This is a genomic window from Maribacter sp. IgM3_T14_3 (assembly GCF_049603095.1).
Taxonomy (GTDB): Bacteria; Bacteroidota; Bacteroidia; order Flavobacteriales; family Flavobacteriaceae; genus Maribacter.
This window is the reverse complement of sequence record NZ_CP187138.1, coordinates 4,122,057-4,141,463: the sequence shown is the minus strand read 5'-3', so window position 1 is coordinate 4,141,463 and position 19,407 is coordinate 4,122,057. Positions and strand designations below refer to the sequence as shown.

General features: G+C 35.8%; 15 protein-coding genes. 7 read left to right on the top strand and 8 right to left on the bottom strand.

Annotated elements, in window-relative coordinates; translation table 11 throughout:
• The first annotated feature begins 2 nt into the window (after window positions 1–2).
• The 4 genes from acs (at window position 3) to ACPF9A_RS18185 (ending at window position 4,394) form a co-directional block, all read left to right on the top strand.
• Window positions 3–1,910 carry an acetate--CoA ligase gene (gene acs, locus ACPF9A_RS18200; RefSeq protein ID WP_423999155.1) on the top strand — a complete coding sequence of 636 codons (1,908 nt, stop codon included), beginning with the start codon at window positions 3–5 and terminating at the stop codon, window positions 1,908–1,910.
• A gap of 528 nt (window positions 1,911–2,438) precedes the next feature.
• Complete coding sequence (locus ACPF9A_RS18195) at window positions 2,439–2,849, top strand: 6-pyruvoyl trahydropterin synthase family protein (RefSeq protein WP_423999153.1); 411 nt, start codon at window positions 2,439–2,441, stop codon at window positions 2,847–2,849.
• The gene (folE, locus tag ACPF9A_RS18190; RefSeq protein WP_423999151.1) at window positions 2,812–3,510 is read left to right on the top strand and encodes a GTP cyclohydrolase I FolE; all 699 of its coding nucleotides are present in this window, start codon (window positions 2,812–2,814) and stop codon (window positions 3,508–3,510) included. The genes ACPF9A_RS18195 and folE overlap by 38 nt, the downstream gene beginning before the upstream one ends.
• Before the next feature lie 362 nt (window positions 3,511–3,872).
• Window positions 3,873–4,394: a glutathione peroxidase gene (locus ACPF9A_RS18185; RefSeq protein ID WP_423999149.1), complete on the top strand. Its 522-nt coding sequence runs from the start codon at window positions 3,873–3,875 to the stop codon at window positions 4,392–4,394.
• 484 nt (window positions 4,395–4,878) lie between these two features.
• Here ACPF9A_RS18185 and ACPF9A_RS18180 read toward each other — a convergent pair whose 3' ends face one another.
• The 3 genes from ACPF9A_RS18180 to ACPF9A_RS18170 form a co-directional block, all read right to left on the bottom strand.
• Entirely contained in the window at window positions 4,879–6,438 is a 1,560-nt protein-coding gene (locus ACPF9A_RS18180; protein ID WP_423999147.1) for a deoxyribodipyrimidine photo-lyase/cryptochrome family protein, read from the bottom strand.
• Between the two features lie 777 nt (window positions 6,439–7,215).
• Window positions 7,216–8,172 carry a hypothetical protein gene (locus ACPF9A_RS18175; protein WP_423999145.1) on the bottom strand — a complete coding sequence of 319 codons (957 nt, stop codon included), beginning with the start codon at window positions 8,170–8,172 and terminating at the stop codon, window positions 7,216–7,218.
• 150 nt (window positions 8,173–8,322) lie between these two features.
• Window positions 8,323–9,159 carry a LytTR family DNA-binding domain-containing protein gene (locus ACPF9A_RS18170; RefSeq protein WP_423999143.1) on the bottom strand — a complete coding sequence of 279 codons (837 nt, stop codon included), beginning with the start codon at window positions 9,157–9,159 and terminating at the stop codon, window positions 8,323–8,325.
• A gap of 724 nt (window positions 9,160–9,883) precedes the next feature.
• Between ACPF9A_RS18170 and ACPF9A_RS18165 the strand changes: the two genes are divergently transcribed.
• Together ACPF9A_RS18165 and ACPF9A_RS18160 are read left to right on the top strand one after the other, a co-directional pair.
• Window positions 9,884–10,558 carry a hypothetical protein gene (locus ACPF9A_RS18165; protein ID WP_423999142.1) on the top strand — a complete coding sequence of 225 codons (675 nt, stop codon included), beginning with the start codon at window positions 9,884–9,886 and terminating at the stop codon, window positions 10,556–10,558.
• On the top strand, window positions 10,509–13,610 hold the full coding sequence (locus ACPF9A_RS18160) for a thrombospondin type 3 repeat-containing protein (protein ID WP_423999140.1): 3,102 nt from the start codon (window positions 10,509–10,511) through the stop codon (window positions 13,608–13,610). The genes ACPF9A_RS18165 and ACPF9A_RS18160 overlap by 50 nt, the downstream gene beginning before the upstream one ends.
• Before the next feature lie 99 nt (window positions 13,611–13,709).
• Here ACPF9A_RS18160 and ACPF9A_RS18155 read toward each other — a convergent pair whose 3' ends face one another.
• Together ACPF9A_RS18155 and ACPF9A_RS18150 are read right to left on the bottom strand one after the other, a co-directional pair.
• Window positions 13,710–14,444, bottom strand: coding sequence for a flavodoxin family protein (locus ACPF9A_RS18155; RefSeq protein ID WP_423999138.1), 735 nt, complete (start codon window positions 14,442–14,444; stop codon window positions 13,710–13,712).
• 109 nt (window positions 14,445–14,553) lie between these two features.
• Window positions 14,554–14,724: a helix-turn-helix domain-containing protein gene (locus tag ACPF9A_RS18150; protein WP_424004525.1), complete on the bottom strand. Its 171-nt coding sequence runs from the start codon at window positions 14,722–14,724 to the stop codon at window positions 14,554–14,556.
• A 369-nt stretch (window positions 14,725–15,093) separates the two neighbouring features.
• On the opposite strand from ACPF9A_RS18150, the gene ACPF9A_RS18145 reads away from it, so the two are divergent.
• Window positions 15,094–16,419, top strand: coding sequence for a hypothetical protein (locus ACPF9A_RS18145; protein ID WP_423999136.1), 1,326 nt, complete (start codon window positions 15,094–15,096; stop codon window positions 16,417–16,419).
• 347 nt (window positions 16,420–16,766) lie between these two features.
• On the opposite strand, the gene tnpA is transcribed toward ACPF9A_RS18145, so the two are convergent.
• The 3 genes from tnpA to ACPF9A_RS18130 form a co-directional block, all read right to left on the bottom strand.
• The gene (tnpA, locus tag ACPF9A_RS18140; protein WP_423999134.1) at window positions 16,767–17,210 is read right to left on the bottom strand and encodes an IS200/IS605 family transposase; all 444 of its coding nucleotides are present in this window, start codon (window positions 17,208–17,210) and stop codon (window positions 16,767–16,769) included.
• Between the two features lie 685 nt (window positions 17,211–17,895).
• Entirely contained in the window at window positions 17,896–18,315 is a 420-nt protein-coding gene (locus ACPF9A_RS18135; protein WP_423999132.1) for a LytR/AlgR family response regulator transcription factor, read from the bottom strand.
• A gap of 349 nt (window positions 18,316–18,664) precedes the next feature.
• Window positions 18,665–18,976: a hypothetical protein gene (locus ACPF9A_RS18130; protein ID WP_423999130.1), complete on the bottom strand. Its 312-nt coding sequence runs from the start codon at window positions 18,974–18,976 to the stop codon at window positions 18,665–18,667.
• Window positions 18,977–19,407: the final 431 nt, after the last annotated feature.

Genomic DNA, 19,407 nt, shown 5'->3' with positions numbered 1-19,407 from the left:
TCATGAGTAATTATCACATAAAACATCTAGAAGAATACTATCAGGTCTATAGAAAATCTGTCCGAAATCCTGAAAATTTTTGGGAAGAAATTGCTGAAGAACACTTTATGTGGCGAAAAAAATGGGATAACGTTTTAAGTTGGGATTTTTCAAAACCAGAAGTAAAATGGTTTGAAGGAGCCAAATTAAACATTACCGAAAACTGCATAGACAGGCATTTATATACCAGAGGAGATAAGACTGCCATTATTTTTGAGCCTAATAATCCTGACGAAAAAGCACTTCATATAACTTACAGAGAGTTGCATGAAAGAGTATGTAGATTTGCTAATGTCTTAAAAGAACGTGGAATAAAAAAAGGAGACAGAGTGTGTATTTACCTGCCAATGATTCCAGAATTGGCCATATCTGTTTTAGCATGTGCCCGTATTGGAGCTATACATTCTGTCGTATTTGCAGGATTTTCCTCAACGGCATTGGCAACTAGAATAAATGATAGTGATTGTAAAATAGTTATTACTAGTGACGGTTCATACAGAGGAGCAAAGACTATCGACCTAAAGGGAATTGTAGATGAAGCCTTGGAAGATTGTGATTGTGTAGATACGGTTTTGGTTGCAAAACGTATCAATTCTGAAATTAAAATGAAGGATGGTCGTGATAAATGGCTACAACCTTTATTGGACGAAGCGTATCATGACTGTGTACCGGAAATCATGGATGCAGAAGACCCATTATTCATTTTATACACTTCAGGATCCACAGGTAAACCAAAAGGGATGGTACATAGTACCGCAGGTTATATGGTTTATACCGCGTATACCTTTAAAAATGTATTTCAGTATAGAGAACAAGATGTGTATTGGTGTACAGCAGATATAGGTTGGATTACAGGGCATAGTTATATTGTCTATGGTCCATTATGTAATGGTGCTACAACAGTAATGTTTGAAGGTGTCCCCAGCTATCCAGATTTTGGACGTTTTTGGGAAATTGTTGAAAAACATAAAGTCAATCAATTTTACACAGCCCCTACCGCTATTAGAGCCTTGGCAAAAGAAGGTGTAGAGCATTTAGAAAAACATGATTTATCATCTTTAAAAGTATTAGGCACCGTTGGTGAGCCGATAAATGAAGAAGCCTGGCATTGGTACGATGATAATGTCGGAAAGAAAAAATCACCAATTGTAGATACTTGGTGGCAAACAGAAACAGGAGGCATTATGATAACGCCCATTGCATTTGCTACCCCTACAAAACCAACATATGCGACGCTTCCTTTTATAGGTATTCAGCCTGCATTAATGGATGAACAAGGAAAAGAAATAAAAGGAAACCAAGTAGATGGTCGTTTGTGTATTAAATATCCCTGGCCAAGTATCGCAAGAACCATTTGGGGAAATCACCAACGCTATAAAGACACTTATTTTTCAGCTTACGAAAATATGTACTTCACAGGAGATGGTGCTTTACGTGACGAAGTTGGTTATTACAGAATTACAGGTCGCGTAGATGATGTCATTATCGTGTCTGGTCATAACTTAGGTACAGCACCAATTGAAGATGCAATTAATGAGCATCCTGCTGTTGCAGAAAGTGCCATTGTAGGTTTCCCTCATGATATTAAAGGAAACGCTTTATATGGTTACGTAACACTTAAAGAAACAGGTGAAAGTAGAAATCATGATAATCTACGTAAAGAAATTAATCAGTTAATTACAGAGCAAATTGGACCAATAGCAAAATTAGATAAAATTCAGTTTACAAATGGGTTGCCTAAAACACGAAGCGGAAAAATCATGCGTCGTATTTTACGCAAGATAGCTCATAAAGACACCAGTAATTTAGGTGACACAAGTACTTTACTTAATCCAGAAGTAGTTCAGGAAATAATGGATAATGCATTATAATTTGTATTTAAATAAAAGATATGAAAGGGTTTGGAATACAAATATTTAAAGTAGACTGTTATACAAATCCTACATTTAGCCCCTAGCCTGTCTAGAGTTATGAATAGATAGATGTTCGCTTTACCGTATTTGATTTAAAAACTTTTTCAAAATCAATTCTATACTACTATTATCTGATATAAATAATAGCTTGTAAAATAAAAGCCCTGTAAATAGTTTATTTACAGGGCTTTTTACTTTTTATAGCTTTTTATTCGGAAAAGGAAGAAGTTACTTCGTGCATCACTCAACCTAAGAACTTATAATTACACCCAAAATGTAAAGACGGATTTACTGCGTTTTTCTTTCATTCCATTAGTAAAAAGTATGAATTTAATCATCAAAGACGGTGCTAAATTATGCGTTTCGAACATTCACCAACCCTTGTATTTTCTATATCTATGAATTTTGTTTAATATTTAACATAATTACTTAAACAAAATTAAATACCTTTGAATAACGAAATTTTTAAAAAACTTTCTTTAAATCATGAATAAACTAGCCATAGTAAGATGTGAACATTTTAATGCAGCACACAGATTGCACAATGCAAATTGGAGCGATGAGAAAAACAAAGAAATCTTCGGAAAATGTAATAATCCAAATTTTCACGGGCACAACTACGAACTAGAGGTAAAAGTAATTGGTTACTGCAATGAGGATACTGGTTACGTAATAGACACCAAGATTTTATCTGATTTAATTGAAGAAAAAATTTTAAAACGATTTGACCATAAAAATCTAAATCTAGACACCAAAGAGTTTAAAACCCTCAACCCGACTGTTGAAAATATTGCAATTGTCATCTACGATATTTTAAAAATTGAGATTGAACCAAATTTAGAATTAAAGATTAAACTATATGAAACACCAAGAAATTATGTTGAATACCCTTATTAAAGAAAACAAATTAAATGGATTTTCGGAAGAAGAAATCGGTGATGATCATATTTACACAGGTCTTGAAACTCCCATGAAATCAGATGCATTTAAAATATCTGACGAAGAAAAAAAGGATAAAATAGCAGATTTATTCTCACAAATAATGGATGTTATGGGGCTAGATCTCGAAGACGATTCATTGAAAGGAACACCTAATCGTGTTGCTAAAATGTATATAGATGAAATCTTTTCAGGTTTAAACCCTGCTAATAAACCTAAAGTAGCCTTATTTGATAATAAATATCAGTACAATCAAATGCTGGTAGAAAAAAATATAACATTTTATTCGAACTGTGAGCACCACTTTGTACCGATTATAGGTAAAGCCCATATCGCATATATTTCTTCTGGTAAGGTAATCGGACTTTCAAAGCTTAATAGAATTGTTCAATATTATGCCAAGAGACCTCAGGTACAAGAGAGATTAACAAATCAAATAGCTGCTGAGCTTAGACAAATATTAGAAACCGAAGATGTAGCCGTAATAATAGATGCAAAGCATTTATGCGTTTCGTCACGTGGAATTAAAGATGATACCTCTGCGACAGTAACTTCTTTTTATGGTGGTGTATTTAATACATCAAGTAAGATTGCAGAATTACAAAATTATTTAAATTAAAAAAGCTTACTCGAACTTAGAACTATAGTGGCAAGTGCAGAGAACAAGCGTTTACTTAAACAATTAGCATAAACTGAACAGATGAACGGTTATAGTTTTATAACTTAATACCATTCTTAAAAGAATGGTATTAAGTTATATGCTTTTAAAAAATGTTTAAAAAGTATAGAAAGAATAGTAGCTTATTTATTGATAAATTTTTGCATTAAATGATTGGTTAATGTTCAAGAAAGGTTTATCAATGTTAGTTTGGTAATTCAAAAATAGTAAACACTGTTATTTTAAAATTCATAAATACTAGCTATTCTCAGCACAACTAATCGGGCACTTAGTATCCGATAATTTATTTTAAAATTAAGTCAATGAAAAAAATAGAAAAAGCAAAAACGACTCCCATCAAAAAATCTGTAAGCACCAAAACTTCTATTTATGACATAAAGATAAATTCACTTGAGGGTGAGTCTATTGACCTTTCTAAATTTATTGGCAACTATATTCTATTTGTGAATGTGGCTTCAGAATGTGGATTCACCAATCAATATAAAGATTTACAAAAACTAAGTGATACTTATAAAAACTTAACGGTTATAGGCGTTCCCTGTAATCAATTTGGAGGACAAGAGTCCGGTGATAGTTCTCAAATTAAAACTTTTTGTGAGCGTAATTATGGCGTGAATTTTTTACTCACTGAAAAAATAGATGTAAAAGGTAGCAAACAGCACCCTTTATATCAATGGTTGACTGATAAAGAACTGAATGGTAAAACTAATTCTACAGTTAGGTGGAATTTTCAAAAATATTTGATAAACAAAGAAGGGAACTTAATTGATTATTTTTATTCCATAACGAAACCTTTTAGTTCAAAAATTATCAAGCATTTATAATGTCAATTAATATACTAGGGATACTTATTGATTTCGGATTACTAGTACTCATTTGGATAGTGCAATTAATCATTTATCCGAGTTTTACGTTTTACAATCATAAGAACCTAGTCATATGGCATAAAAAATATACTAGGTTAATTGCCTATATCGTTGGTCCATTGATGGTTAGTCAATTAGCACTATCGATATACCATTGTATTACAGAAACCGAACCCTATCAGTTACTAAAATTGATTTTAATAATCTTTGTTTGGGTGATTACAATGTTACAATTTGTACCACTACACAACCGTATTACCAATAATCAATTTGACCATCAAGTACTCTTATCGCTGGTTCAAAAAAATTGGTCAAGAACTACACTTTGGACGGTTATACTTTTCATAGAATGCCTATTTATTTAGAAGTTAATAAGCGTAAAAAAAAATAATCAAAAATTTAAAACTGAGTTATGGTAAAAGACTGACAACACTAACTATTTTCACCTTAAACCAGTCTTTGAACTATTTACATGAGTTTTTAGTAGACGGTATTTTTCTTTTTGAACTGCAGGATGATTTTTGTGTTCCCAAATTTTTTCTCTTGCAAACTTTGCACTTTCTTGTAAATCTACAATTGGTAATGGGTAATCTTCACCAATTATAACTTCACAGAACGACTGTTCCAAAACTGTCATTTTCCAGGGTTCATGAATGTGTACTACAGGAACGCTAGCAAGTTCCGGAACCCACTTTTTTATAAAAACACCTTCGGTATCATGTTCTTGAGAGTTCTTTACAGGGTTATATAATCGAACGGTATTAATACCAGTTGTACCGGCCTGCATTTGAAATTGAGGATAATGTATACCAGGCTCATAGTCTAAAAATTGCCTAGCCAAATGATAGGTGCCATCTCTCCAATCTTGATCTAGATTGAGTGTTAAAAATGAAACTACCATTGCCCTCATTCTAAAATTAATCCATCCTGTTTGCGCTACAGCTCGCATACAAGCATCAACTAATGGGTAACCCGTTAACCCTAACTTCCATGCTTTAATAAATGCATCATTTTTTTCATGTACTAATAATTCACACCCTTTATTGATACACGCTGTTTCATAGCTACATTCTACCTCAAATTTTTGAATAAAGTGGCAGTGCCAAAACAATCTGGTTAACATGGCTGAAAATGCTCGATTATTCTTTGTTCCGTTCGGGTGGGTACCTACAAATTGAAATACTTGTTTTACACTTATATTTCCCCAAGCTAAATATGGCGATAATCTACTACACCCTTTTCTGCTTTCTGTTGGTTTTGAAATATGTTTTTGATAATTACTACCCCTTTTGGCGGCAAAAGATTTTAAATATCGTAAGGCATTCTGTTCGCCATCAGGTTGTAAGTTACTGTTGGTTTTTTCTAAATTAGTTTGAAAATCTTGTAGCAATAAAAAGGGATGTTTTAATGGCTCTAAATTAGATATCGAATACTTATTCCTAATTATAGGCTGATGCATTTTCAAGTGCCATTGTTTACTCCAATCCTCCCTATTTTTTATACCTCTTAGAATACCGTCACGTTGAAATTCTTGCCAATTTATACCGTATGTATTACAAATTTCCTTTACTTTTTTATCTCGATCCCATGACAATTTTATGCCACTTTCACAATAACTAAAAAGTGAATTAATTTCAAAAATATCATTAAGGTAATCAAGAATAGACTCGACTTCACCATAAAAAAGGGTAACACTTCTTTGATATGGTTTTAAGGTTATATTTAAATCTAAGATAGATTGATAAATAAATTGTAAATGCCTTAAACTGGTATCTGTGTAGTGAATTAGAGATGGTTCAAATAGATAGATAATTATATATGGAATACCTGCTCTTTCTGTATGAAGTAAAGGTTCATGATCTTGTGAACGTAAATCACGTTTTAACCATACAATATTCAGCTTTTTTTTGCGCAAGAGTACTTTAATGTTTATTTCTTTAAGGAGAACTAGCTGTTGTAAAGATAGCATTCTACCAAGTTTTAAATGAAGATTAAACTTCATTTCTATTTTTGAAAGACCAACAAATTTTTCTTGAAACTCTAAAATAACTAGACACTATTTTTTAAATATATGAAGTATGATGTGACTGTAAAAAAGTATAATAACACCATTTAAAAATGAAAGAATAGGTTTAACATGAGTTGAATTAATCTAACGCTCACTTTAATCAGATATAATTCTCTAGCGTGGATATTTAAATCCTATTAACAAGGGATTCACTCCGTGCAGCCCTCAAGCTTTGAGCCTGACAATAAAGCTCAAATCTGCTCTCGCAAATTTTGAGCTATTTCTTTTTCGGCCCATACAAGAGCTTGCTTTTAACTTTAAATCTTGCTAACAAGGGATTCACGCTGTGCATCCCTCAATCTCCGAGCCTGACAATAAAGCTCAAATCTGCTCTCGCAGATTTTGAACTTTTTTATTTTTCCGTCCTTACAAAAGCTCGCTTTTGACATCCGTAAAAAGAAAAAGCTCAATATCAAAAAGATATTGAGCTTTGCTCTAAGCGGAGAAAGAGGAACTATCCATAATCTACATTATCGCCTGTTTTCGGGCGATAAACAAACTCTTAATTTTAAGGTCCACCGAATTAGCCCCTTTTTAACAAAAATTTGGGTGTTTTGGGTTATCTGCCTTTAAATTAACGGCAAATAAGCTCATTTAGGACATTCTAATAGGTAATCTACATTTCTAAAAAAGCAATATCATATCTTCTTTAAAATATAAAACCATCATTTATTTAAACTATGATAACGAACTGAGTGGGCATAGTTTATATCATTCGCCTATTCCGAAAATATTATTTTCTGTGTCGATTAGAATTACATGGTCTAAAAACATTTTGTTCCCTGCTAGCCCCATCATTAACCAGTCTGGAAATATAGCATATTGATTCATAGAATTTGAAGAATAAATGTACGGTTTTTCTTCTACTAGCTTTCCAATCTTAATAGACGTAATTGATCTTCTTCTATAAAAATTATAGGCTTTTCCCCAGCTAGTTGTACAGCATAATGTATCTATCGCCTCTGCATTTTTTATATTTTGTAGCTTTTTATTATCCACAACGAGTGAAAACATACTAGAACCTGTATCATAGGAGATTTGCACATTGTTTCCGTCAACTTCAGCAGGGATTAATATCGGAAAACGTTCTAAGCTTGCTCCTTCAACTTCAGCAAATAAAAAGCCTAAATTATTTATGTCCTTCTTGGTAATACTCAGTCGGTTATTTTTAAAATCGAGTATTAGCTTTCTCCCTACAATAGCGTCAAAACCAATTGTCCCAATTTTGATGAATGAAGAATCAATTTTATCACTGCCAAAATCATCGAGTACGAGTATTTTTTTCGCATCAAAACTAAGCTCGCCCAGTGTTAAGTTTGGTGATTCTAACCAAGAGCTACCCGACTGACTCTTTACAAATTCAAATGAGGGATATTTTACCTTCAGAGCATTTAAGGTTTTTCCATATAATAAACTTTGAGACGTGCCTGTATCAAATTGCATGTAAAAAGAATCGTCTATTCCATTTAATTTTACCTTTACAAAAAATGCACTTATATCGGTTTCAATAGATCCAAATGAGTCACCTTCCCACCTAAGATTTGAATAGCTTAAAGTATCTGGTTCGCTAAAATTATAAAACGTATTTAACGTACCTCGAGTTCTCCAATAGTAATTAAAGACCTTCCACGCAGAAAATAAAAGTCCAATAATGAAGACTGCTGTCATAAATAAAATTTTTAACTTTTTGTTCATTCCTCCAATTCAATTGCGATTATATTGATGCAAAGAACGAAAGCAGATGATGTCTAAAAAAATTAAAGTGATGAAATTGAAGCTTTTGGGATGAATTTGAAGCTTATGATATAAGTATGAATTTCAGGGATGGTTCTGAAGATACTCTTTTATTCCTAAGAAGTATTTTGGTGCAACTGGAACCAATTCATCCAATTTATTTACAGTAATATACCCTTTACGAGAATTACCTGATATCTGTTCTATATGAGTTGGATTAACTAAGTAAGATCTATGTACTTGCTCCGCAAATTTCATTTCACTTTTAAGACTTGCTAAAGTCGATCGAATCACTTCTTTTTTTAATAAATCTAAATGTACGTAGTAAATATCTATATAGTTTGCTTGTGATTTTGCCAATATAAAATCCTTCTCAAGAAAGCGTATGACTTCATTTTGGTTATTCCCTGTGATTAAAATTTCTTTGGTCTTTTCATCAACAACTGGTTTAATTGAAATTTTGCTAAACCTAAACCGGACATAGACCCAAAGGGGAATAAAAACAGGAATAAAAGGTAATCCAAAATTTTTTACCCATTGAAAAATATTGCTCGACTCTAGATTATTATTGACTACCAAAACATTGTAGATGTATGAGGTAATTGAAATTAACAAAAAACCTAAATTTAATATAATTATCTCTTGATAAATATACCATTTTCCATGAGTAAGTTTAATCCAAAACTCTTCTAAAACATGAATAAGCAATATTGGTAGGATTATACAAATACCATAACCAATCAACTTTATATTTTTGTACGCAATTTCGTTTCCGTATATATCAAATGGTTGAAGAAAAATTAAAATGACTACAATCGTTATTGCCAATATAATGCTTAATAACAACGTATGATACCAATTGGAAGTATACGCAATTAATCTGCTAAAATTCATAGATACAAGTTTTCTATAATTAAACATAATACCCGTTTAATTTCCTGATTTTATCAGTTTTATTTTTATTCTTTAATCTACAAGCATTATGCCCAAAAATTAAATATATAACATATGTTATAAGGTTCAAGTTAAGAATTAATAGAAAACTATGTAACCAAGGACAATAAATCATCCTTTATTTAATCTTTAAATACTTAACCTGCATTGGTAATTACATTTTACAATATATGAATCCCTTCTAATTTGCTTCATATGCACAGAACCATATTTAAAAGCGTAATTTTCCAGAGCAAATTTTACTATTGGATTCAACTTCTCTATTATTTTCTTAACTACTTCATAATTGAGTCATATTTAGCACTTTATTTAGACTTGCCACTTCATACAGGTCACAGAAAATTAGTAATCAAGGGTTTGGGTATATTTCTTGAGCCCTTTAATAATTTTTCTTTCTCAACAAAATTGAAATTTTTATGTGTCAACCTCTAATTAAAATAGACCGAACTTTTTAAATTTTAATGGTATTTACATTTGTCATATAGAAACCTCATATGTTAATTTATATTACTCACATATATTTTCAATCCTTTCACAACAATTTCTTTTTCTAACCCAGTGATTATATATATTTAACTTAAGTTACTCCACAACTATTTTGCTGTAAGTCAAGTAACTATATTAGAATACTGCCATTGATGGAAAAAAAAATTTTTTTAATTTTATATTTGGTCTTCTCACCTTTTTTTTTGTGCCTAGCCATTACATTTTAGCTCAATGTCCCGGCAGCCCTATAAATTGTACCTATACCCAAGCTACTTTTACAGGAAATTTAAACTCAGGCGAAACTTTATGTATTACCAGTGGAACTTTTTCTGGTAATATTAATAATTTTTTGTCAGGTGCTACAATCTATATAGCGAACGGAGCTACATTCTCCCCTTCAAATTTCAATAATCCATCAGGCACTCTAATAAACTGTGGAACTCTAAATTTCAATGGGATCAATCTAAATTCAGGTTTTAGAATCGAAAATTACAATGTCGCCAACTTCAATTCCTCGGTGAATTTGAACGGTACGACCACCTGGGTCAATGGGTTGAATGCAAAAATCAACTTTACCAATAACTTTAATTTGAACAATAATTCTACGTTCACGAACAACGGTAAAGTAACGGCGACACAAGAATTTGCAACAGGTAGCGGTTCTACGTTTACAAATAACGATGAGTTGGAAACTATAAATGGCAATTTCAACCCGAGTGGTACAGTCGACAATTACGGTTTAGCGTACTCGAGGCAATTCATAAACATTAATTCAGGTTCTACGGTTCGCAACTATTGTACCTTTGTAGCTGATAAGGGGTTCAACAACAATGGAAATAATACCTATAACAACGGTAATATTTTTATCTATGCGCTCTAGTGGTTCTTCTGGTCTGTTCCAGAACAACGCAGCTTTCAATCAAGGTGCTGACGGGATCGTTTCTGGTATTAATTTCACTAATAATAATGCAGTAACTGGTAGTGGAAGCTATTATTTTACAGGTAATACCGTTCAAAACAATTCGTTTGGTAATGACGGAGGAGGAATAAACTTTTACGATACTACAAATTCAAACAGTTCTCCTTTCGATACAGGAACTCCGAATGCCTCGGTAACATTAAATTCATTTGCGCCGCCCAATGAAGGGGATTGTACCGGAAATTGTAGTTCTATCGTTTGTCCAACGGTAGGTCCGGATGCCGATGGTGACGGTATTGAGGATAGTATGGACAACTGCCCTACAACGGCCAACCCTTTGCAAGAAGATAATGACGGTGATGGCGTTGGTGATATCTGTGATGACGATGATGACAACGATGGTGTTCTGGACGAAGATGAATGTGCGGGAACTATCTGTTTGGAACCTATAACCAATGGTGGTTTTGAGAATCCTGTGATTCCAAATGCAAGCTATATACAAACGAACGAGAGTAATGTACCAGGGTGGTCTACGACCGCTTCCGATGGCTTGATCGAAATATGGTCCTCCGGTTTTAGGGGCGTGCCTTCTTTCGAAGGGAATCAGTTCGCCGAACTGAACGCTAGGGTTTCATCGGCACTATACCAGATATTGTGCCTGACCCCAGGGTCTGAAGTACAATGGTCCGTACACCATCGGGGGCGTGAGGGAACTGATGTCGCCACCGTTCGTATCGGTGCAGACCTTACCTCTGCGACCGTGCAACAGACGATGAGTGACGGTAATACGGCTTGGGGCTCATATACCGGTTCTTATACAGTCCCAGCTGGCCAGACCAATACCTATTTTATTTTTGACGCGGTCTCTACGTCTACAGGGGCTTTAGGATCTGGTAACTTTATAGATGATGTCGAAATCTGGGTGGTTTCAACCCCCACCTGTTTAGATTCAGATAATGACGGCATATTCAACAATTTTGATTTGGATGCGGACAACGACGGTATTTATGATATCATAGAGAACGGAAATGGTAATCTTGATACCAATAATGACGGTATCATAGATGCCACTAACGGTACAGTAGGCACTAATGGTGTATATGACAATATTGAGACCTATCCAGACAGCGGCACCTTGGCAACTGCATACCTATCTACGGATACCGATGGCGATGGTGTTCCGGATTTTAACCAATCGGATAGTGATGGAGACGGTTGTAATGACGTTACGGAAGCCGGATATACGGAAAGTTCCTCTAAACCTGGAGAGCTTCAGGGTACGGGTTATAATTCCACAAACGGAACGGTCACCGGTGGTTCTGACGGTTACACGAATCCGCTGATTAGCAGTACTACATCAGATTATACCTTTCAAATTGCGACTCGCGCCACCGTTGACGCCACCGCATTAATAGATCAAAATATATTGAACGGGGGCGGTACCAATTTCACGGTAACAACCGCCACGGCAGAATATACACAGAGTTATATATCGGGTTCGCCTAATTATTCGGTACCACCTGCTACCTATGACAGTATAAATCTTCAATTTCAATGGCAAGTAAACGGTATTGACCTTACTAATGGGGGCGTTTACAGCGGCACGAATACAAGCACCCTGAATATCTCAGAAATTACAGGCTTGAACCGGAATGTTTACAACTTGGTGGTAACCCATCCGGACAATCTCTGTGTTCGTATCGAGAACAGTGCCATCTTATATGAGGATACTGATAGCGATAATGACGGAGTGGGCGACAGAACCGATCTAGATGATGATAATGATGGTATTCTTGATACCGTAGAACGACCTAAGACGGTATTGTGGGTTACGCAAAACGCTCCAGAAACCGAAGAACAGAATACAATAGACAAACTCATAGCCTTAGGGTATACGGTAACGGTAGTGGATGACAATTTTGGCGGAAATGCCAATGACTATTCGGTGACATTCATATACGAAGATGTAAATAGTGGTACAGCATTGGCAAATATTGCAAATCTAGCAACTACGACAAATGGTATAGTAACAAGTGAGAATGCGCTTTATGACGACATTCTGGGTACCACGGGAGCTATGGTTAATAACACTACTAACATCATCAACATTACGGATAATACGCATCCAATTACCGCAGGCCTATCCTTGGGCGACCTAGATGTTGGAGATGCAGGGTTCTATGTGAACAAAGTGGTTTCAGGTACCAAATTAGGGTACCATCCAAACGGGCAAGCGGTACTCATAGCTTGGGAGGTTGGTGATGCGATGGATGCGGGTATCGCTCCGGGAAGGCGCAGTGTCCTTCCATTGAATAATAGTACAGTAGGATTTAATTCCACAGGTGAAAATCTCTTGGTCAATACAATAATTTGGGCGGCAGGTTTGGATACCGATAAAGATGGTATAACCGATGATTTGGATATCGACTCCGACAACGACGGCTGTAACGATACCAACGAAGCTTATGCCGATAGTTACGCGGACAGTAATGATGATGGTACCTATGGCGGAGTTATTACGAACATGGAAGTAAACGCCAACGGATTGGTAACTGCCGCTAGAATTAACGGAGCTGGGGACGCCTATACTACCACCCCGGCAATTAGCACTAATTCTTCCGAATATACATTTCAAGAATTGGGCAACGCACCTCTGATCACATTACAACCAACAGATCAAAATGTGTTCGTACCCGACGATGCTATGTTTGACCTTACCTCAAGCGATACGGATACGTATCAATGGCAGTTAAGTACGGATAACGGTTCTACTTTTAGCGATATAACCGATGGTACCGAATACTCGGGTACTACAACGGACGCATTGACCGTAATCTCCCCGGATTCTATTAAGAACGGTAATCTGTACCGCGCAATCGTTACCAATAATAATTATGTCTGCGGACAGGTGATTTCCAACGAGACAATTCTCAACGTTAAATCAAGAACTGTAATTACCAATCGAAGGATAACCTATAGAATAAAAAAAGCTAAAGATTTATCATTTGTTTGAACTTTGCTATTGACCAATTTTTAGAAATAGGCGACTTTTATACGCGAAACTTTCATTTGTTGTAAAGTTCGATTAGAGCCTACGATGTAGCTAGTAGCTTTAGCGGTATTCTGGGTTTTCAAACTCCCATCGCTCTCCATCATCCCAGTCCTTTCGAGAGTTGCCATAATTTGAATAACCACTATTGTTTTTTAACATTAATGCTAAATGAAGCAGATTATAGGTCATAAACGTGGTATTCCTATTCGTGAATTCACTATCAAAGCCCACAGGATTATTCAGTTTTTCTCCTTTCCATTCTTTATCCCCATAACTTGGTCCTGGGCCTACTTTTCCGATCCATCCGCAATCTGCTTGGGGCGGTATGGAATAACCTATGTGTTGGAGCGAGTACAGTATTCCCATCGCACAATGTTTGATACCATCTTCATTACCGGTAACGATGCAGCCACCAACTTTACCATAATAGACGTATTGACCTTTATCATTGGTCTGACTACTCATAGCGTAAAGTCTTTCGATTAATTTTTGGGCTTCTGACGATTTTTCGCCTAACCAAATTGGTGTTCCCACTACAAGGACATCCGCGTCCAGAATCTTCTTTGATAGTTCTGGCCATTCGTCAACTTCCCAACCATGCTCGGTCATATCGGGATAAACACCACTTGCAATTTGATGGTCGACTAATCGGATTTCGTCAACATAGACGTTTTCCTTGGCCATAATAGCTTTGGAAACTTCCATCAAGGTTTTGGTGTGGCTTTCTTGTGGAGATTTTTTAAGAGTACAATTTATATACATAACTTTCAACCCACTAAAATCATTTTTGTTCATAATAAAATATTTTATAATTAGCCCCAAACGTTTAGGCATAAATTTAATTATCCTTTAATTAGCTTTTCGAACTACGGACATAGTGTCCTAACTTATCGTTTATTTATACTTAATTTTTTAATATCTTATTGAAATTTGTAATCTTTAAAGCGGTGGCTATTTCCAAAAAAACACTAAGCTTTATTGTATAAAGGTCATTCTCCCATTCGCAAATATGGGATACAGGCTTATTAATTAATTTACACAAGTTTTCTTGTGATAGGTTCTTCTGCAAACGCATTCTTTTAACATATTTTCCTGTTTTCATACCATCCTTAATTTAAACTTTGAATCCTAGTCTATATTTTGAATTACAGTTAATACATCTGACTATGTAGGAGCCTTTTCTGATTTGTTTTAAATTATTCGAACCACAGTTACAACTCGTTCCAACCAGAGATAATTTTACAATAGCATCAATTTCCCTATTATGCTCAACTCTTCTTTTAGTTTCATCTTCTCTATTGTATACTTCAACGTTTGAAGTTTGACTCATAATTAATCCTTTATTTATCGTTTATCTGAACTTCAGATTTATTCCAAATGTTAGTTTTCTCCTACTAACTTAATCATTTTTAAAAAAAAAAGAATTTCTGATTAAACCATTTTAATGAACAAGGGTCTAACAAGAAAAGCAACAACAATTATGAAAAGCCTTTACGTTCTTTTTGCGATACTTACGTTTAATAGTTGTGGTAATGACGATGGTTCAAATGAAATCCTTCCCGCAACGCAATCGGGATTGGGATATCAACCAGAAGGCTTTGTAACCATTAGTGAGGGCTCAGGTGGTTTTTCCGCTGATCTAGAAGGTGGAGATAGGTTTGGAAGGGACCACGACAACATTGGGGACGTTAATGGAGATGGCGTAACTGATTTTGTGGTGGGGGCACGTTCGGACGATGATGGTGCAATGGATGCCGGTGCGGTCTATATTTTATTTATGAATAGCAATGGTACCGTACAAGCCAACCAAAAGATCTCTATGTTGGAAGGTGGTTTTACGGGTGAGTTAAATGCCGGAAACTTTTTTGGATATGGTGTGGCAGGTATCGGTGATTATGATCTTGACGGTATACCGGACATTGCCGTATCCTCCCCTGTACCCCCGAACAATGCGTTGTACATTATTCATTTGAATGTAGATGGCACGGTCAAGGATTTTGTCAAGAACGATAACGTAATTGCCAACGGACTTTCAGCAATCGGGGATATCGATGGCGATGGCAGAATAGACTTGGTCGCATGTGTACCCGGGTCAAATGACGGTGGTACGGAGCGTGGCGCGATAGATATTCTATTTCTGGACAGTTCATCACAAATTGAAAATACCAAAAAGGTCACCATAAGCTCAACGCAAGGCGGTTTTGGGGCCGGTCTAGAAGATGGCGACCAATTCGGTGGTCGTGAAGTGACAATGCTTGGTGATATAGATAACGATGGGACGAAGGAATTGGCTGTGGGCGCCTTTATGGCCGACGCAGGAAAAGGGGCGATCTGGATTCTTTCTCTGGACAGCTCTACCCATAATGTGGTCTCCAAGACAAAAATAGCGGAAGGTATGAACGGCTTTACGGACGAATTGGTATCCGACATCAACCCTAATGGTACCTTTGGGGCAAACTTTGGTCATGCCATGTGTGCTCCTGGAGATATCGATGGTGATGGAATACCTGATTTGGTCACAGGGGCCAATCAACAATACGAGGGTTGGGGCTATGTGCTTTACCTTAACGCGGATAAGACAATAAAATCATTTACCAGGGTCAATGCCACTGAAGGCGGTTTTAATCTAAGTTTAGAGCCTGAGGAAAGATTTTCCCGTTCCATTTCATCTGGCGGTGATTTAAGGGGTGATGGTTCTATCGCAATTAATTTTGGAGGAGGTGCTGGAGGTACAGGTACACTATATACACTATTTTTAAGGCCCCAATGATCATATTGAAGTCCAATAGAAGTATTTATTGTATTGACCAGTCCGAGAAAATATATAACTTCCTCTGCACTGTGTTTAATAATCGTTTTATTAAACTTTACGAATTACGACATAGCGTCCTGACTAATCCCTTAATTAAATTTTTTATCTGTCTCTTCACACAATTTTTGTACTTTCAACGAGCGGTTTGCAAAATATTTGACCATTTTAAAGACAAAATATTTATATTAGAAAAAGGTCCCGATTCTCTCCTGTTCATCCGGACTACCCAAAATCTCGATTCTTGCCACACGTAGGGTTATAGGTTGGTATTTAACGAACTACCCCGAGGCAGAGCCGTCGGGGTATCAAAATAATTTGAGCTGATTTCTGTGCAACTCAGTATATTTTGACTTTCCTTGGTTTTCAAGGTACTTCTTTATCACTTCTTCATTTGCGTATTGCCCTACTGTATTCACATAGTAACCATTTGTCCAAAACTTCCCGCCCCAGAGCATCCTTTTCATCTCAGGATGAAGTCGAAAAATTTCTTTTGCAGTAATACTTTTGACCGCTCCGATTATTTTCTTTGGAGCATTCATCGGAATACTTTGAATCAAAAAATGAACATGATCGCCATCTAATCCTATTTCAACAAAATGAATCTCATAACGTTCCTCTATCTGCAAACAAACCTCTTTGAAAGTCATTGAAACTGCATCACTTAAAACTTTTCTCCTATACTTTATAGGACAAACAAAGTGGTACAAAAGCAAGCTTTTGTTATGACTCTTGTGAACATGATCACTCATAATCACAAATATATGAATATCTTTACGCGACACCCGAGGCAGAGCCTCGGGGAATTCTATTGATTAAAAACAGTCCAAATTTTTCATTTTCCGACCTATTTGACAACATAGGCCGCTACGTACATGTCGCATTGATATCCACTGACAACAAATCTTTCCTTAAATCCAGCGTTATTTGTTGATTTACCTCGAGTTATTTATTCAAAGTGAATTTTTTCCAGAACAAGGGTACGTACTTAGTGCGGTCCTTTTTCATTTTTCCGATCCAAACCATATTGAGGCACACGGATAAGTCTCCAGTCTTTGAGCATGTTTATCTAAAAATTAAAATATCCGATGAGACTTAAAACTATGAGCGTACTTTTCGCTTTGAGGAAAAATACTGAGCATCCGATCTAATGAAAATAATTTTTTCCGAGCAATCCTCAAACTCAAACATTTTCCTCCCACTTCCGGTAAAGCTTTAATAGGCCTTTCAGGTAATTAAGGTTCACGAAGTACAGACCGATGAAGAGTATCGGTATACATAAAGAATATATAGAACCGCCTGTGGATATTGCGACGGAGACCACGCCAGTTACCAATGCGGCCCGCAAGATATTGTTCCCGGTGCGTTCGGCACGTGCAATGTCCTTTTCGAGATACGCCAGTAAATCCCTAAAACTTACTTTGGGTGAATTGTTCCCTAGCAAACCTGGCTTCTTATGGCATTTGACCTTGTCCTTTTACCGACTATCCAAAGTTCAGGCCCTGTTACACCAAGAACTTGCTTCGCGGCACCTTCGAACGCTTCACGTTCGATAGGTTTTAGCAGAAAGGCATTTGCACCGGAATCCAGTGCTGCTATGGCGAACTCTGGACGCGTGGAATTCATGATGATCTTGATGTTACCTGGAATCTTGGTAATTACCTGAAAACCGTTGAGTCCAGGCATTTCAACGTCCGTAAAAAGGATGTCAACCTTGTTATAGGATATAAAGGCGAGCGCTTTGTCTATATTGGTGAAGGTTGCCAGTAAATTGAGATTGCAATGGGCCACCACAAATCTGGAGGTGGTCATTGCCTGGAGCGGCGAATCGTCCAGGACGACTACATTTGGGTACATACTGTAGGTTTTTAGATTTTGGGAAAATAAAGATAGCGCTAACGTCAAGCTAAAACCATTTTTCCTGGTAAAGTGTAAGAAAAATCGGTAAAAGGTAAATGAACGTTCAGTCGCGAAAAGGAAAACCTGTAAGTGATAAAATAAAAATCGAGAGTATCGTAAAAAAAGCCCCGGTCCCCATATACCTAAGCTTATTTGATTATATGAAAATGAAATCTAAAAATATCCCTGTTACCGGATACGGGATAATTTTTGTTGTACAGGTTCCGAATTATGTGGTGAAACGGGAGGTCTTTTTTATTTGTTCAATCGGTGGAGCGAGCATCGTCTAGGTGATTACATCCTTTAATTAAACCTTAAAAGGAAAATCCTCGACTGTTACAATAATTTCTATTCTGAAGTCCAATGGTGTTGATTCTTCTCTTTTTTCTATGTGCCTCGTTTTGAATTTGACTGGTTGCAATTTCAAATTGATGTCTTTAAGTATAAAAGTATTTTCATTAAGTTGAATCTTATCGTTGATCTTAACAAATTCCATGTTGTCACCATCGATATCCTTGACTCCACTCAACGATGAGTATAAATCCTCTCTCTCCACGAAAAAAGCGTAATTATCGCCAGTATCATTGATTATACTAATAATTGTAACTATTCTATTCATCGATAAACTACTATACTATTTAGAAAAATTAAAAAAACAAGAAATTTCAGGATTATCGGTTTCAACGTTGTTCTATATAAAAATGCATAACTCAGAAATTATGAAAACTCCCCAAATTGAAAACAAAAACTTAATCGAGGATACTAACCAAATCATTAAAATGTATGATACGAACACCTACTTCGTTTATGCGATTATGATTGTCACTTCGGTAATATTCTTTTTTATTGATAGCCGTCCTTTAAGAATCAACAGTTTACTCCAAGTCTAATTATTAAATTGAGTTCAATGGACCGACCCCCTTAAGACCATTAATCAATCCTTTATTTGAACTTTAAAAATTAAAACCCTTCGGATTAATATAATGTTTTCTTTTGGTCCCTAGTTTATATTTTAAATAACTCAAGTCTTCTAAAATCATAACCAATGTA

Excerpts from the sequence above, each read along its gene's own strand:
- acs (WP_423999155.1), top strand. The coding sequence starts at position 3 with ATGAGTAATTATCACATAAAACATCTAGAAGAATACTATCAGGTCTAT.
- ACPF9A_RS18195 (WP_423999153.1), top strand. The coding sequence starts at position 2,439 with ATGAATAAACTAGCCATAGTAAGATGTGAACATTTTAATGCAGCACAC.
- folE (WP_423999151.1), top strand. The coding sequence starts at position 2,812 with ATGAAACACCAAGAAATTATGTTGAATACCCTTATTAAAGAAAACAAA.
- ACPF9A_RS18185 (WP_423999149.1), top strand. The coding sequence starts at position 3,873 with ATGAAAAAAATAGAAAAAGCAAAAACGACTCCCATCAAAAAATCTGTA.
- ACPF9A_RS18180 (WP_423999147.1), bottom strand. The coding sequence starts at position 6,438 with ATGAAGTTTAATCTTCATTTAAAACTTGGTAGAATGCTATCTTTACAA.
- ACPF9A_RS18175 (WP_423999145.1), bottom strand. The coding sequence starts at position 8,172 with ATGACAGCAGTCTTCATTATTGGACTTTTATTTTCTGCGTGGAAGGTC.
- ACPF9A_RS18170 (WP_423999143.1), bottom strand. The coding sequence starts at position 9,159 with ATGTTTAATTATAGAAAACTTGTATCTATGAATTTTAGCAGATTAATT.
- ACPF9A_RS18160 (WP_423999140.1), top strand. The coding sequence starts at position 10,509 with ATGGAAATAATACCTATAACAACGGTAATATTTTTATCTATGCGCTCT.
- ACPF9A_RS18155 (WP_423999138.1), bottom strand. The coding sequence starts at position 14,444 with ATGAACAAAAATGATTTTAGTGGGTTGAAAGTTATGTATATAAATTGT.
- ACPF9A_RS18150 (WP_424004525.1), bottom strand. The coding sequence starts at position 14,724 with ATGCGTTTGCAGAAGAACCTATCACAAGAAAACTTGTGTAAATTAATT.
- ACPF9A_RS18145 (WP_423999136.1), top strand. The coding sequence starts at position 15,094 with ATGAACAAGGGTCTAACAAGAAAAGCAACAACAATTATGAAAAGCCTT.
- tnpA (WP_423999134.1), bottom strand. The coding sequence starts at position 17,210 with ATGAGTGATCATGTTCACAAGAGTCATAACAAAAGCTTGCTTTTGTAC.
- ACPF9A_RS18135 (WP_423999132.1), bottom strand. The coding sequence starts at position 18,315 with ATGTACCCAAATGTAGTCGTCCTGGACGATTCGCCGCTCCAGGCAATG.
- ACPF9A_RS18130 (WP_423999130.1), bottom strand. The coding sequence starts at position 18,976 with ATGAATAGAATAGTTACAATTATTAGTATAATCAATGATACTGGCGAT.